This window comes from Pseudomonas sp. BAY1663 (assembly GCF_000582595.1).
Lineage (GTDB): Bacteria > Pseudomonadota > Gammaproteobacteria > Pseudomonadales > Pseudomonadaceae > Stutzerimonas > Stutzerimonas stutzeri_AF.
The window spans coordinates 34414-47854 of sequence record NZ_AZSV01000007.1; the positions used below are offsets into that span (position 1 = coordinate 34414).

8 protein-coding genes and 4 pseudogenes are annotated in these 13441 nt (G+C 64.9%); 4 read left to right on the forward strand and 8 right to left on the reverse strand.

Translation table 11 applies throughout. The annotated features are described in order from the left end of the window. The first annotated feature begins 468 nt into the window (after positions 1-468). Complete coding sequence (gene galU / locus BAY1663_RS03780) at positions 469-1308, forward strand: UTP--glucose-1-phosphate uridylyltransferase GalU (protein ID WP_037038060.1); 840 nt, start codon at positions 469-471, stop codon at positions 1306-1308. A 35-nt stretch (positions 1309-1343) separates the two neighbouring features. Here the strand turns inward: galU and BAY1663_RS03785 are convergent, their stop codons facing one another. Next, positions 1344-1766, reverse strand: a complete 423-nt coding sequence (locus BAY1663_RS03785) for a VOC family protein (RefSeq protein ID WP_037038061.1) — start codon at positions 1764-1766, stop codon at positions 1344-1346. A 71-nt stretch (positions 1767-1837) separates the two neighbouring features. On the opposite strand from BAY1663_RS03785, the gene gorA reads away from it, so the two are divergent. Then, complete coding sequence (gene gorA, locus BAY1663_RS03790; protein WP_037038063.1) at positions 1838-3196, forward strand: glutathione-disulfide reductase; 1359 nt, start codon at positions 1838-1840, stop codon at positions 3194-3196. A gap of 82 nt (positions 3197-3278) precedes the next feature. Here gorA and BAY1663_RS03795 read toward each other — a convergent pair whose 3' ends face one another. The 7 genes and pseudogenes from BAY1663_RS03795 to BAY1663_RS25805 form a co-directional block, all read right to left on the reverse strand. Further along, positions 3279-3782 (reverse strand): copper chaperone PCu(A)C, encoded by a 504-nt coding sequence (locus BAY1663_RS03795; protein ID WP_037038064.1) that lies wholly within the window; start codon positions 3780-3782, stop codon positions 3279-3281. Positions 3783-3950: 168 nt separating this feature from the next. After that, positions 3951-4903: pseudogene (locus BAY1663_RS03800) on the reverse strand (ribose-phosphate diphosphokinase). Between the two features lie 14 nt (positions 4904-4917). Then, entirely contained in the window at positions 4918-5922 is a 1005-nt protein-coding gene (locus tag BAY1663_RS03805; RefSeq protein WP_037038066.1) for a phosphotransferase, read from the reverse strand. Positions 5923-6309: 387 nt separating this feature from the next. Continuing rightward, a pseudogene (locus BAY1663_RS03810) lies at positions 6310-8489 on the reverse strand (molybdopterin cofactor-binding domain-containing protein). Positions 8490-8505: 16 nt separating this feature from the next. Then, on the reverse strand, positions 8506-8964 hold the full coding sequence (locus BAY1663_RS03815; RefSeq protein ID WP_037038067.1) for a (2Fe-2S)-binding protein: 459 nt from the start codon (positions 8962-8964) through the stop codon (positions 8506-8508). 101 nt (positions 8965-9065) lie between these two features. Beyond that, positions 9066-10016, reverse strand: a complete 951-nt coding sequence (locus BAY1663_RS03820; protein WP_037038069.1) for an XdhC family protein — start codon at positions 10014-10016, stop codon at positions 9066-9068. A gap of 110 nt (positions 10017-10126) precedes the next feature. Further along, positions 10127-11019, reverse strand: a pseudogene (locus BAY1663_RS25805) (helix-turn-helix domain-containing protein). Positions 11020-11192: 173 nt separating this feature from the next. On the opposite strand from BAY1663_RS25805, the pseudogene BAY1663_RS03830 reads away from it, so the two are divergent. Together BAY1663_RS03830 and BAY1663_RS25810 are read left to right on the forward strand one after the other, a co-directional pair. Beyond that, positions 11193-13240, forward strand: a pseudogene (locus tag BAY1663_RS03830) (FUSC family protein). Positions 13241-13373: 133 nt separating this feature from the next. Continuing rightward, positions 13374-13439, forward strand: a complete 66-nt coding sequence (locus BAY1663_RS25810) for a hypothetical protein (RefSeq protein WP_371257582.1) — start codon at positions 13374-13376, stop codon at positions 13437-13439. The last annotated feature ends 2 nt before the right edge of the window (positions 13440-13441 follow it).

The following is a 13441-nucleotide window of genomic DNA, read 5'->3' on the forward strand; positions in this document are numbered from 1 at the left end:
CGAAGAGATGGCAATATGTTATGTGTTTCACGTTTGGCAGGATCGTCCCAGGCGACCAATCGCCTCGCAATTCAGAGTTTTACTGACGCAGGTCAGTCATTGTTCCCATGCCCGTGCGGTGACTCGGGCTTTACTGAAACAGCCGTTGCCAAAACGTAATCTTTCGCTGATAGAGCTGCTGCCTGTATCTCGCCATGCCGGTGCGCAGGCCGTGGGAGACCTCGATGCAGCGACCGCTTTACACGCTGATGGCGGAGGATTAGCGTTGCCGCGCCCGGTCAGGTTGCAGGGATCGATTGCACGACGGGGCGGGCACAGTTTCTGCATTTGCCAGAGAGATTCCTGGCGAACCCCTTTTGAAAACGATGGTCGTAGGCTCTACGCCGATATAGCCGGACGGCACCGCAAGGCAGCTGCTGTCTGTCCCACGGCAGTGCATCGACTGGAACCTTTACCTCAAGGACTCACATGATCAAGAAATGCCTTTTTCCTGCTGCCGGATATGGCACACGTTTTCTTCCCGCAACCAAAGCCATGCCCAAGGAAATGCTGCCGGTGGTGAACAAACCTCTGATCCAGTACGGGGTTGAGGAGGCGCTGGCCGCAGGGTTGACACAGATCGCGATGGTCACCGGGCGCGGCAAGCGCTCGCTGGAGGATCACTTCGATATCAGCTACGAACTCGAACACCAGATCCGCAACACCGACAAGGAGAAATACCTGGTCGGCATCCGGCGCCTGATCGACGAGTGCAGCTTCTCCTATACCCGCCAGGTGGAGATGAAGGGCCTGGGCCATGCCATTCTCAGCGGCCGCCCGTTGATCGGCGACGAGCCTTTCGCCGTGGTGCTGGCGGACGACCTGTGCATCAACATCGACGGCGATCCGGTGCTGGCGCAGATGGTCAAGCTGTACAACCAGTTCCGTTGTTCGATCGTGGCCATCCAGGAAGTGCCGCCGGAGGAAACCAGCAAGTACGGCGTGATCGCCGGCGAGATGATCCGCGACGACATCTTCCGCGTCAGCCACATGGTCGAGAAGCCGAAGCCGGAAGACGCACCGTCCAACCTGGCGATCATCGGCCGCTACATCCTCACCCCGGACATCTTCGAGCTGATCGAACAGACCGAGCCGGGCAAGGGCGGGGAGATCCAGATCACCGACGCCCTGATGAAGCAGGCGCAGGATGGTTGCGTGCTGGCCTACAAGTTCAAGGGCCAGCGTTTCGATTGCGGTAGCGCCGAGGGCTACATCGAGGCGACCAACTTCTGCTACGAGAACTTCTACCTGACCGGCAAGGCGTTCTGAGCCGCACGGGGCCACCTTCGGGTGGCCCCGTCGTTTCAGGGGGCTGGCATATCCTCGGCACCGGGGCCGAGCGGCTGGCCATAGCTGAATTCGACATAGTTGCCGGCCGGGTCACGCAGGCCGCAGTAGTAGCCCACGGGGTAGGGCTCGTCGCGCGGTTCCCAGATCAGGCAACCGGACTCGCGCGCCCGGGCGGCGATCGCATCCACCTCTTCGCGGCTGGCGAGGGCGAAGCCGAAGTGGCTGTAGTCGTCCGCGGCCAGGGCGCGGTCCTTGCCGCCGGGCATGATCACGAAAATGAATTCGCGCTCCTTGCCAGGCTCCGCCATCCAGACGATGCGCGAACCCTTGCCGGCGCGTTCGTGAAACACATGCATGCCACAAAAGTGGGCATAGAAGGCGATGCAGGCATCCAGATCAGGCACATGCAGGGCCAGATGGGTGAGGGTGGGGCGCATGTGGCACTCCTTCGATGAACCGGGCCGAAGGCCTGGGTTATGCTGTCGGTTCTAGAAGGAGACAACATTTCATGGCTTACGACTTCGATCTATTCGTCATCGGTGCGGGTTCCGGCGGCGTCCGTGCCGCGCGTTTCGCCGCGGGGTTCGGCGCGCGGGTGGCCGTGGCCGAGAGCCGCTATCTGGGCGGTACCTGCGTCAACGTCGGTTGCGTGCCGAAGAAACTGCTGGTCTATGGCGCCCACTATGCCGAAGACATCGGCCAGGCCCAGGGCTATGGCTGGACGATCGACGGCGCGACGTTCGACTGGAAGACCCTGATCGCCAACAAGAACCGGGAAATCCAGCGCCTCAACGGCATCTACCGCAACCTGCTGGTCGACAGCGGCGTGACCCTCCTGCAGGCCCATGCCCGCCTGGTGGACGCCCATACCGTCGAAGTCGACGGCAAGCGGTACAGCGCCGAGTACATCCTCGTCGCCACCGGCGGTTGGCCGCAGGTCCCGGATATCCCTGGCCGCGAGCATGCCATCACCTCGAACGAAGCCTTCTATCTCGAATCGTTGCCACGTCGCGTGCTGGTGGTGGGCGGTGGCTATATCGCCGTGGAATTCGCCTCGATCTTCCACGGTTGCGGCGCCGATACCACGCAGCTGTACCGGGGCGAGCTGTTCATGCGCGGCTTCGATGGATCGCTGCGCGATCATCTGAAGGACGAGATGATCAAGAAAGGCGTCGACCTGCAGTTCAACGCCGATATCGCCCGCATCGACAAGCAAGCCGACGGCACCCTGCTGGCGGTACTCAAGGACGGCCGGACACTGGAAGCGGATTGCATCTTCTACGCCACCGGCCGCCGCCCGATGCTCGACGGGCTGGACCTCGACAAGGCCGGCGTGGCGCTCGACGAGCGCGGCTATATCGCCGTCGATGACGAATTCCGCACCTCGGTTCCGTCGATTCTCGCCATCGGCGATGTGATCGGCCGCGTGCAACTGACCCCGGTGGCCCTGGCCGAAGGCATGGCCGTGGCCCGGCGCCTGTTCAAGCCGGAGGAATATCGCCCGGTGGACTATGCCGCCATCCCCACGGCGGTGTTCAGCCTGCCGAACCTGGCCACTGTCGGCCTGACGGAAGAGCAGGCGCGCAAGCAGGGCTACAAGGTCACCCTTTTCGAGAGCCGTTTCCGGCCGATGAAACTGACCATGACCGAGAGCCTGGAGCGCAGCCTGATGAAACTGGTGGTCGATGCCGAAACCGACCGCGTGCTGGGTTGCCACATGGCCGGGCCGGACGCCGGCGAGATCATGCAGGGTCTGGCGGTGGCGCTGAAGGCGGGAGCTACCAAGCGGGTATTCGACGAGACGATGGGCATTCATCCGACCGCCGCGGAAGAATTTGTCACCATGCGCACGCCTGCGGCAATCTAGGTCCGCTGGCGAAAGGCAGCCTGCGACGGCAAGAGACAGGTTCGGCGCGCTATTGGTCGAGTAGCGCACCGAACCTGCCGCATCAGTGATGCATGTGCGCGCCGGCATCGGTTGCCGGCGCCTCGTCCTCGATGCTCACCTCGGTGGTGAGTTCGTCACCGTTCTCGAATTGCAACGTGACCGGGAAACTCTCGCCGGCGACCAGCGGTTGCTTCAGGCCGAACAGCATCACGTGGTTGCCCCCCGGCTTGAATTCCACCTTGGCAGCGGCGGGCAGCGTGACCGACTCGACCTGCTGCATCTTCATCATGTCGCCCTCGTGCACGTGAATGTGCAGTTCGGCCTTGTCCGCCCGCGGCGTCTGCGCGGCGACCAGGTGACGCTCCTGTTCGCCGCGATTTTCCAGGACGAAATAGATGGCGCCGGTCGGTGCGCTGGGCGGCATCGCGCGTGACCAGACCTGGCTGACGGACAGGTCGCTCGCAGGCTGATGCGCCGCGGCGTGATGATCGTGGGTATGCTCCTGTGCGAGGGCATGCAGGCAGAAGCCACTCAATGCGCCAGCGGCCAATAAGCGAAGCAGCATGTGAAAACTCCGAATCCAGTGGGGTGGGGCGCACCATAACATGCCGGCTCGGCGAACAGGGTGCGGCCAGCCGGGCCCTGCAGCCGGAGTGTTGATTGCGATCAAAGGCCCTGCGATGGCGTTTGGCTGCACTCGTAGTGGATATGGCTGCATGGAATCGACGCGGTTCTAACATGGATATTCTTCGGCCAGCAACGTCGCCAGGTGCTCGGTGCTGTCGAGGATATCCAGCCGGCGGTGCAGATCGGGGGGCAGGCGGAACGGGGGCACGCTGTCGGTGAGCACGATGCGCTCGAAAAGCGGGCTCGCCAGCAGTTCGGTGCCACCGGTGAACAGGCCATGGGCGGCTGCCGCATAGATCTGGCGGGCGCCGGCCTTGTGGCAGGCCTCTCCGGCGCGCAGCAAGGTGCCGCCGGTGCTGATCAGGTCATCGACGATGATTGCGACCCGGCCTTTCACCTGGCCTATCAGCATGCCGCCGGTGACCACGTCGTTGCTGCGGTATTTCTCCATGTAGCGCTGCCTACCGCGCGCCGGATGCGTTGCTCCAGGGCGCGCCGGAACTGCTCGGCACGCTTGGCGCCGCCGGCATCGGGAGACACGGCAACCAGTTCGGCCTCGCCAGCCAGCCCGGCGAAGTGCTGCGCGAACAGATCGGCGCTCTCGACATGACGGGTGGGAATGCGAAAGGCGTTATCGAACGCCGCCAGGTTGTGCACCTCCAGGGCAGTCAGCCGGTCCACCGAGCAGGCCTCGAACAGCCTGGCCACGTAGTGGGTGATGACCGGGTCCTGAAACTGCGTGCGGCGCTCCTTGCGGGCGTAGCAGAGATAGGGCGCGACCACATGCACATGGCGCGCACCGGCATCCTTCAGCGCACCGCAGAAGAACAGCAGCCGGCACAGCTTGTCGTTGGCGCTGCGTTCGCCATCGCCATACAGGGCATGGAATACCACGACCTCGCGGCCGATTACCGGGGCCAGCGCACGGCTCTTGTGCTCGCCGTCCTCGAATTCGCGTTCCTCGTGTGCTGCGAGTTCCAGGCCCAGGTGGTGGGCAACGCGCGCGGCATAATCCTGGGTGCCTTGCAGGGCGAACAGCAGGGGCGACTTGGCGGTCATGAGGAGCTCCTGTTTCAGACAGTGGCGTTCGTCGAAAGATAGGTGTTTGCCCGCTGCAGCAGGGCGCGCGCCTGTTCGATCTTGTGGCGGGCGAGCCGTGGATCGTGCTGGCGTTGCGAGCTGCCAGCCAGGGTGAAACTGCGCGTTGCGGCACGCACGGAAAGGAACAGGGGGAGGGGAAGGAGCTCTTCCTGCGTCTGGGCCAGGTAGCACTCCAGCAAGAGGTCGGCCAGGGCCGCGAGGTCGTGGTGCCGGAGATCCACCAGCACGAACGCCAGGTCGTAAAGCACATCGATGCAGGCGATCCGGTCGCTGAACTCGATGCCGTCGAACAGGGTCGGTTGGCCTTCGAACAGGCAGATATTGGCCAACCGCATGTCGCCATGGCAGCGCCGCACGTGGCCGTCGCGCCTGCGCTGATCGAGCAGGTCGGCCATGTTGCCGAGGGCATGCAGTTGCTCGCGATACAGCCCGTGTATCGCCGTGGCGTCGAGCTGTCGTGAATGCTGGCAGAGTTCGCCGTGATTGGTTTCGATCGCCTCGCGAATGCCTTCGGCGCCGCCGAATTGCGGCGTGATCTCGGCGCTGGCGTGAAAGCGTGCGATCTCGCTTCCGAGACGGCGAATCAAGTCCCGCGTCAACAGGCCTTTTTCGGCCATCCGGTCGAACAGGGCCTGCTGGGGAAAACGACGCATGACCACCACCCAGTCGACCACCTGGCCGGCGCTATCGAACTGCAGCAGACCGCCAGCTCCCCGGGTTATCGGGCGTACCTCCAGGTAGAGGTCCGGGGCGGTACGCCTGTTCAGCCGCAGCTCGGCCCGGCAGGCACGCTCGCGATTTTCCAGGGTGAGAAAATCCAGCGACGCATAAGCGATGGTCCGTTTGAGCTTGTACGCCCGCTGGCCGTGCAGAAAGATCATCGAGCCATGGGTTGCGATGATCTCTACCGGCTCGCCGGACGCATCATAGCTATCCGGTCGCGAGAGAAAGGCGATCACCTCGTCCTGGATATTCACTGAGCCCCCATGTCGGCAAGGATGCAAGGCAAAGAGCGGAACATCGATCGTGCGAGGCGATAGACAGCGGCAGCAGCAGATTCTCCGCATGGCTGTCACTGGTTACGAATTCAGTCTAGAAGCTCGCCGCAGGATGTTGGACTGATCCGAGCCGGAAGTGGAGGTGCATTGAAACCAGCTAGGAGCAAAAGACAGTGAAGGCTCGTTCGATCATTCACCTACGCAATTTAACATAATATAGATTATGCGAAGTCACGCCTGAACCGAACAGGCACAACGGGCGCTTCAGATTGGCCGACGAATCAACCTGCCTGAAGCGCCCATCTAACCAGTAACCAGTGTTACGCCTGGAAAGCCGGAACCGCCGTCCTGCATTCCCCAATCCGCTCAACTCGCCAACTGCTGGCCGATCGGCAGGCGTCGCACGCGTTTGCCGGTGGCTGCCGCCAAGGCGTTCACGACGGCTGGAGCCAAGGGTGCGACCGGGGGTTCGCCGATGCCGGTTGGTGCGGCCGTGGACGGGACCAGATGCACTTCGACCTCTGGCATGTCGGCAATACGCAGTGGCGAATAGTCATGGAAGTTGGACTGGTCCACCTTGCCATCGGTGAACGTGATGGCTTCGCTCATCGCTGCGGACAGCGCGAAACCCACGCCGCCTTCGGTCTGGGCCCGTACCACGTCCGGATTGACCACGATGCCGCAATCCACGGCACAGACGACACGATCGACACGGTAGCGGCCATCGTTCTGCACGGTGACTTCGGCGACCTGCGCCACGAACGAGCCGAACGCTTCGTGTACCGCCACGCCGCGGCCGCGGCGTTCGCCGTCCTTGCCCGGCTCGAGCGGCCGATCCCATCCGGCTTTTTCCGCGGCCAGCTTCAGTACGCCGGCATGACGCGGATGTGCCTCGAGCATGGCCAGGCGCCAGGTCACGGGGTCCTGGCCGGCTGTCTGGGCCAGTTCGTCGATGAAGCATTCGGTGGAGAATGCGGTATGCGTGGAGCCCACCGCCCGCCACCATTGCACCGGCACCGCGATATCCTCCGGTGTATGAAGGTCGACCCGCATGTTGGCGATGGCATACGGCAGGTTCGCCGCACCCTCCACCGAAGTGGCATCGATGCCGTTCTGGATCGCCCCTCGAACGGCGAACCGGCGGCGACGGATTGGCCGACCAGGCGATGCTGCCAGGCGACCAGACGCCCCTGGGTATCCAGGCCGGCGCGCAGGCGGTGATGGAACATGGGGCGGTAGTTGCCGGCCTGCATGTCATCCTCGCGCAGCCACACCAGCTTCACCGGCGCCCGGCCGTCGATGGCCTTGACGATGTGTGCGGTTTCCAGGATGTAATCGGCGCCCTTGCTGGCGCGGCGCCCGAAACTGCCGCCGGCGTAGAGGGTATGGATGCGCACCTGCTCGGGCTCGAGGCCAAGCAGGCCGGCCAGCATTGCCTGGTCGTAGGTTTGTATCTGCGCACCGAACCAGGCCTCGCAGCCTTCCCTGTCGAGCCGGATCACACAGTTCATCGGTTCCATGGCGGCATGCGCGAGATAGGGAAAGTCGTACTCGGCCTCCAGGGTATGCGCGGCCCCGTCCAGTGCCGCCTCGCTGTCCCCCTCCTCTCGGGCAACCGTGCCGGGCGTTTCGGCCAGCGTGCGAAACCGCTCGAACGCTTGCGCCGAGCTCAGGCGGAACGCTGCGCGCTCATCCCATTCGACGGTCAGGGCGTCACGCCCGCGCTTGGCCGTCCAGGTATCGCGGGCGAGCACCGCCACGCCGTTGGGAATCTCCACCACCTCGACCACCCCGTCGATGGCGAGCGCCGGCGCGGGGTCGAAGGACGCTACCAGCGCACCGAATCGCGGTGGATGAGCCACGACCGCCGTCAGCATGTCGGGCAGATGAATATCCTGGGTATAGATGGCGCTGCCATTGATCTTTTCCGGCGAATCCTTGCGGGCAATGCGTTGGCCGATCAGCTTGAATTCGCTCGGCTCCTTGAGCCGCACCTGCTCCGGCACCGCCTGCTCGGCGGCAGCGCCGGCCAGCTCGCCGAAGCGCGCCTGCCGGCCCGATGGCGGATGGCGGAGCACGCCCTCCGCCACCGTGATCGATTCCGCCGGCACCTGCCAACGCTGCGCCGCGGCGGCCACCAGCATCGCCCGGGCCGTGGCGCCGGCCTGGCGCAGCTGTTCCCAGGAATTGGCGATGGCGCTGCTGCCACCGGTGCCCTGCATCGGGCCCCACTGAAGGTTGTTGTAGCGGCTGGCGTCGGCGGGTGCGCTTTGCACGCGTACCTGCGACCAGTCCGCGTCCAGCTCCTCGGCGACGATGGTGGCGAGGCCGGTATAGGTCCCCTGCCCCATTTCCAGGTGCTTGGCGATCACGGTGACGCTGTCGTCCTCGCCGATCCGTAGAAAGGCGTTGGGCTCGAAGGTCGCACTTGCGGCCTGCTTCTGCGCGTCCTGCGCGAAGGACCAGGGAAAGTAGATCGCCAGCGTCAGGCCTGCCGCGCCCTTCAGGAAACGCCGGCGGCTGTGGTTCTCGATGGACCGGGTCATAGGTTCACCTCGTGCGTCAGGCCAGCGACCTGGCTGCTTCGTGAATGGCGGCGCGTATGCGCACGTAGGTCGCGCAGCGGCAGAGGTTGCCACCCATCGCCTGGTCGATATCGCTGTCCGAGGGCGAGCGGTTGCCCTCCAGCAAGGCGGCGGCGCTCATGATCTGCCCGGACTGGCAATAGCCGCATTGCACGACATCGAGTGCCTGCCAGGCCTGCTGCACCGCCTTGCCTGCCGCGCCCTCGCCGACGCCTTCGATGGTGACGATCTTCGCCTCGGCTGCCGCGGAAACCGGCGTGCTACAGGAGCGCACCGCCTGTCCGTTCATATGCACGGTGCAGGCCCCGCACAGCGACATGCCACATCCGTACTTGGTCCCCGTGAGCTGCAACGTATCGCGCAGTACCCACAGCAGCGGCGTGTCGGGCGCGACGTCGACGGACTTGTCCTGGCCATTGATATTGAGCGTGATCATGAAGTGTTGCCTCCGATTGAACGGGGTGCTATCGAAGCTTCAGCCAAACACTATAGAAGGGAATGGCGAACGCACCCGGCACATCGTCTGCACTTTCGGTGTCAGGCCGCTACGCCGTTCTTCAGCGCCACCACCTGGGCCATCAATGACAGGGCTATCTCGGCGGGTGCATGACTGCCGATGTGGAGGCCGATCGGCCCGTGCAAGCGGCCGATCTCATCCGGCGACAGGCCGAGTTCGCTCAGGTAGCCGCGCCGGCGCTCGGTGGTCTGTTTCGAGCCCAGGGCGCCGACGTAGAAGGCCTCGGATTTCAGCGCGGCCAACAGCGCCATGTCGTCCAGCCGAGGATCATGCGTGAGGGTGACGATGGCGGTACGCGCGTCCGGATGGATGTCGAGCACGGCGTCGTCCGGCATGCCGGCCACGAAGGTCACGCGGCCGTCGTCCCATTCTGCGGAAAATTCGCTACGCGGGTCGCAGACCAGCACCTCGAACCCCAGCAACAGGGCGATCTCCGCCGCGTAGCGCGAAACCTGCCCTGCCCCGATCAACATCATCCGCCAACGCGGGCCATAGACGGTACGCAGGGTGCTGCCATCGAAGGCGAACGCATCCTCCGGCCCGGCCTCGCCCAGCCTGCTGCGCCCGGATGCGATGTCCAGCTGGCGAACGCTGAGCAGTTGTTGCGCACAGCGCGCCACCAGCGTCTCGACCCAGCCGCTGTCCTCGATCCGCTCTTCGGCCAGCCGCAGCGTCCCGCCGCAGGGCAGCCCGAATCGCGCCGCCTCTTCGCGGCTCACGCCGTAGCTGATCAGCCTGACCGCGCCCTGTTCGTCGGGCAGGCCCGCGGCCTGGCGCCGGATCAGGTCATCCTCGATGCAGCCGCCGGATACCGAACCGATCACCACGCCATCGTCGCGCAGGGCGAGCATCGAACCGGGCTGGCGTGGCGCACTGCCCCAGGTCTGTACCACGGTGTACAGCCTGACCGCCCTGCCCGCACGCCGCCAGGCCAGCACCGTGCGCAGCACGTCGAGGTCAACATTGTCCATCGGGCCCCTCCGTTTCGTATGAACTCTATCCTCAGACGGGCGGCTCTCGAAAAACGCCGCAACCAAGTGACGGCCGGCTCCGCCATGGCGCCATTCGCGACAGGATCATTCTAGGGCCGCGCCGGCAGGGCCTGCTGGAAAGCCAGGCGGAATTCACGGGGCTTGAGTCCGGCCTGCTTGCGGAAAAAACGGCTGAAATAGGCGCTGTCGGCGAAGCCCAGCTCATGGGCGATCTGCTTGATCTCCAGCTCCGTGTACGCCAGCTGTCGCTGGGCCTCGCGGACGATGCGTTCGTTGATAATCGCCGTCGGTGGCTCGCCCAGCTCGTCACGGCAGATTCGCCCCAGCGTGGTTGGCGTGATGCCGAGCGACTCCGCGTAACGTCCCAGCGGCCAGTGCCGGCGGAAATGCTCGTCCACCAGTTCGCGGAACTGGCCCAGCAATGCCGAACGCCGGGGATTGCCCGCACGCGGCATGGCGGCAGGCTGGCCCAGTCGCGCAATACGCACCAGCAACGCGAGCAGCAAGGCATGCCCGGCGGCCACGCTGCCGCGCTCATGGCTGTTGGCCTCTTGCTGGATGAGCATGATCAGCGGCCAGATCGGCTCGCTGCCATCGGCCTGCCAGGGCAGCGCGAACACGCTGGGGCGGCGCATCAGCCCAGCAGTTCGTGGGAGACGATGCGCGCCATGGATTCCAGCGGGCGCTGCGCCGCGGTGATCACCGTGCCGTTGGTGTCGTGGCTGTTCTTGAAGGCGTGCACCGTGCGGCACGGCAGCAGTACCAGGCTCGGCGCGCGGTAGGTCATGCGGCTGTTCTCCAGCGAAACCTCGCCTTCGCCGCTGCGGATGTACACCACCTGCAGCAGCGAGTCGTGCTGATGCGGCTTGATCTCCTGCTTGTGCAGCTCGCTGCGTTCGTTGATCCATTCGAAGTGCAGCAGATCGTGCCAGGGCGGCAACGCGTTTTCGCCGTACAGCGCGTAATTGGGGATGCGTTTCATCGTGCCCCTGACGTGGTTGTCTGATTGATCGAATCGTCCTGATGCTTGTTCGAATCGTCACATCATTTTCGCGTTAAATGTAACAACTTGTGATGCAGCCGTGCCGCCTTTTGCAGTTTTCCCGCCTTCGACACGGCGTTCGAAAAATTCGAAAAAACGAAAAACCTATGAACATGCCGACCTGGCGTGAGTGGCTGTTTTCCGCCAAAGCGCTGATTGCCGCCTTGCTTGCGCTCTATATCGCCTTGGCGATTCCGCTGGACAACCCCTACTGGGCAATGGCCTCGGTCTATATCGTATCCCACCCCTTGTCCGGGGCGACCCGGTCGAAGGCGGCCTACCGTGCCCTGGGTACGGTGTTCGGCGCTGGCGCATCGGTGGTCCTGCTGCCGCTGTTCGCCCACCAGCCCATGATGCTGAGCATCGTCATTGCGCTGTGGATTGGCGGCCTGCTCTTCCTCTCGCTGCTCGACCGCAGCCCGCGCAGCTATATCTTCATGCTGGCCGCCTACACGGTGCCGCTGATCAGCCTCAGCGAAGTGAACCATCCGCAAACCATCTTCGACGTGGCGCTGGCGCGTTCCGAGGAGATTCTCCTGGGCATCGTCTGCGCCAGCCTGGTCAATGCCGTGCTGTTTCCCAGCCGCATCGCGCCGGTGCTCGGGGCGCGGATGGACATGCTGCTGCGCGATGGCCGTGCCGCGATCGGCCGCCTGCTCGCGACCCGCCACCTCGGCGACGCCGAACATGGCGAGCTGCATCGGCTGCTGCTGGATGTGATGGGCCTGGACGGATGATCGTCCACCTCGGCTACGACAGTCGCAGCGCCCTGCCCGCGCGCCATGCCCGCGAATTTCGTGCGCGCATGGCGATGCTGGCCCCGCAGCTGATGTCCGTCGGCGATTCGCTGCGCCGCCTGCAGCGCGAATCGGGCGGAATGCTGCCGGAGCTGGAAGAGCATCTGCAGCTCGTCGATGGCTGGATCCAGGGCGACGCCGCGCAGTTCAGCGCCCGCCACTTGCAGCTGCGCAGCCGGCAGCTGGAGACCTGGCTCGGCGATACCCATCCCGAGCATGCCCTGACGATCGCCGGCGGCCTGGCGCATCTACGGGCGTTGATCGACCTCTGGCAGGACTGCCTGAGCCTGCGCCAGGCGTTCGCCACGGGCCATCCGGAGCGGACGCCAGCGCTGCGCTACCGCGCGCGGCAACTGATCGGCGGGCCACGGCATTACGACTACGGGCTGCTCGCCATCTCGGCCGGCTCGGTGGCGGTCTCGATTCTCTGCATCAGCCTGTTGTGGTTCGTTTCCGGCTGGGAGCATGGCTACAGCGCCGTATTCATCGCCGCGGTGGCCGGCTGTTTCTTCGCCGGGCAGGATAATCCGGCGCCGTTCATCAAGTCCTTCCTGGTGGCCACGGTGATCTCGTCGGTGGCCGGGGGGATCTACCTGTTCGCGCTGATGCCCAACGTGCACGACTTCGGCAGCCTGGCCGCGCTGCTGGCCGGGCCCCTGCTGCTGCTCGGCACCCTCGCCGGGCGGCCGCAGTATGCCGGCACGGTGATCGTGCTGGCGGTACAGACCATTTCCAACATCACCATCCAAGACAGTTACCGGGCCGATTTTCCGCTGTTCGCCGATATCGCCCTGTCCACCACCCTGGGCGTGATCTTCGCGCTGGTCTGGGCGCGGCTGACCCGGCCATTCGGCATGCACTGGGCGGCGCGTCGGCTGGCCCGTGCCGGTTGGCTGAGCCTTGCGCGCCTGGTGGTGGCGAAGAACGCCGGCGATCATGCCGAGGCTGCCTCCGACGTCATCGACCGCACCGCGCAACTGCTGCCGCGTCTCGGCCAGCTGGGCGATCGGGGCCTGGCGCTGCGCGACGCCACCCGCGAACTGCGCCTGTGCTTCCGCCTGCTGGAGCTCAAGCGACTGCGACTGCCGCCGGCGGTCCGGGAGCCGTTGCAACCGGCCCTGCTGGCTGCACGCGAATATTTCCAGGCCTGTGCCCGAAGCCATCATCCGCCAGCTGCGCCAGACAGCCTGCGGCACCAACTGGACGACTGCCTGGCGTACCTGCAGGGGCGCCCCGAGCGCGTTGCCGGCAAGGCGCGCCGGGCCGTGCACGGCCTGCGCCTGGCGCTGTTTCCCGATACCCCGTCAACCATACGGCCGCTGCCGCCAGGCGCAGGCCTCGAACCCGCCGGAGCTTGCATATGACCGGACACCTGAATCTCTACGGCGTTTACGTACCCCTGCTGCTGGTGCCGATGCTCGCCGCCTACCTGCTCAAGGGCCTGCTCGGCATGGTCCTGGAGCACCTGGCTTCTATCGCTGGGTCTGGCATCCGCCGCTGTTCAACCTCGCCCTGTACGTTCTGCTGCTGGGCGCCCTGTCCAACCTCATGCCCCGGATGTGAAT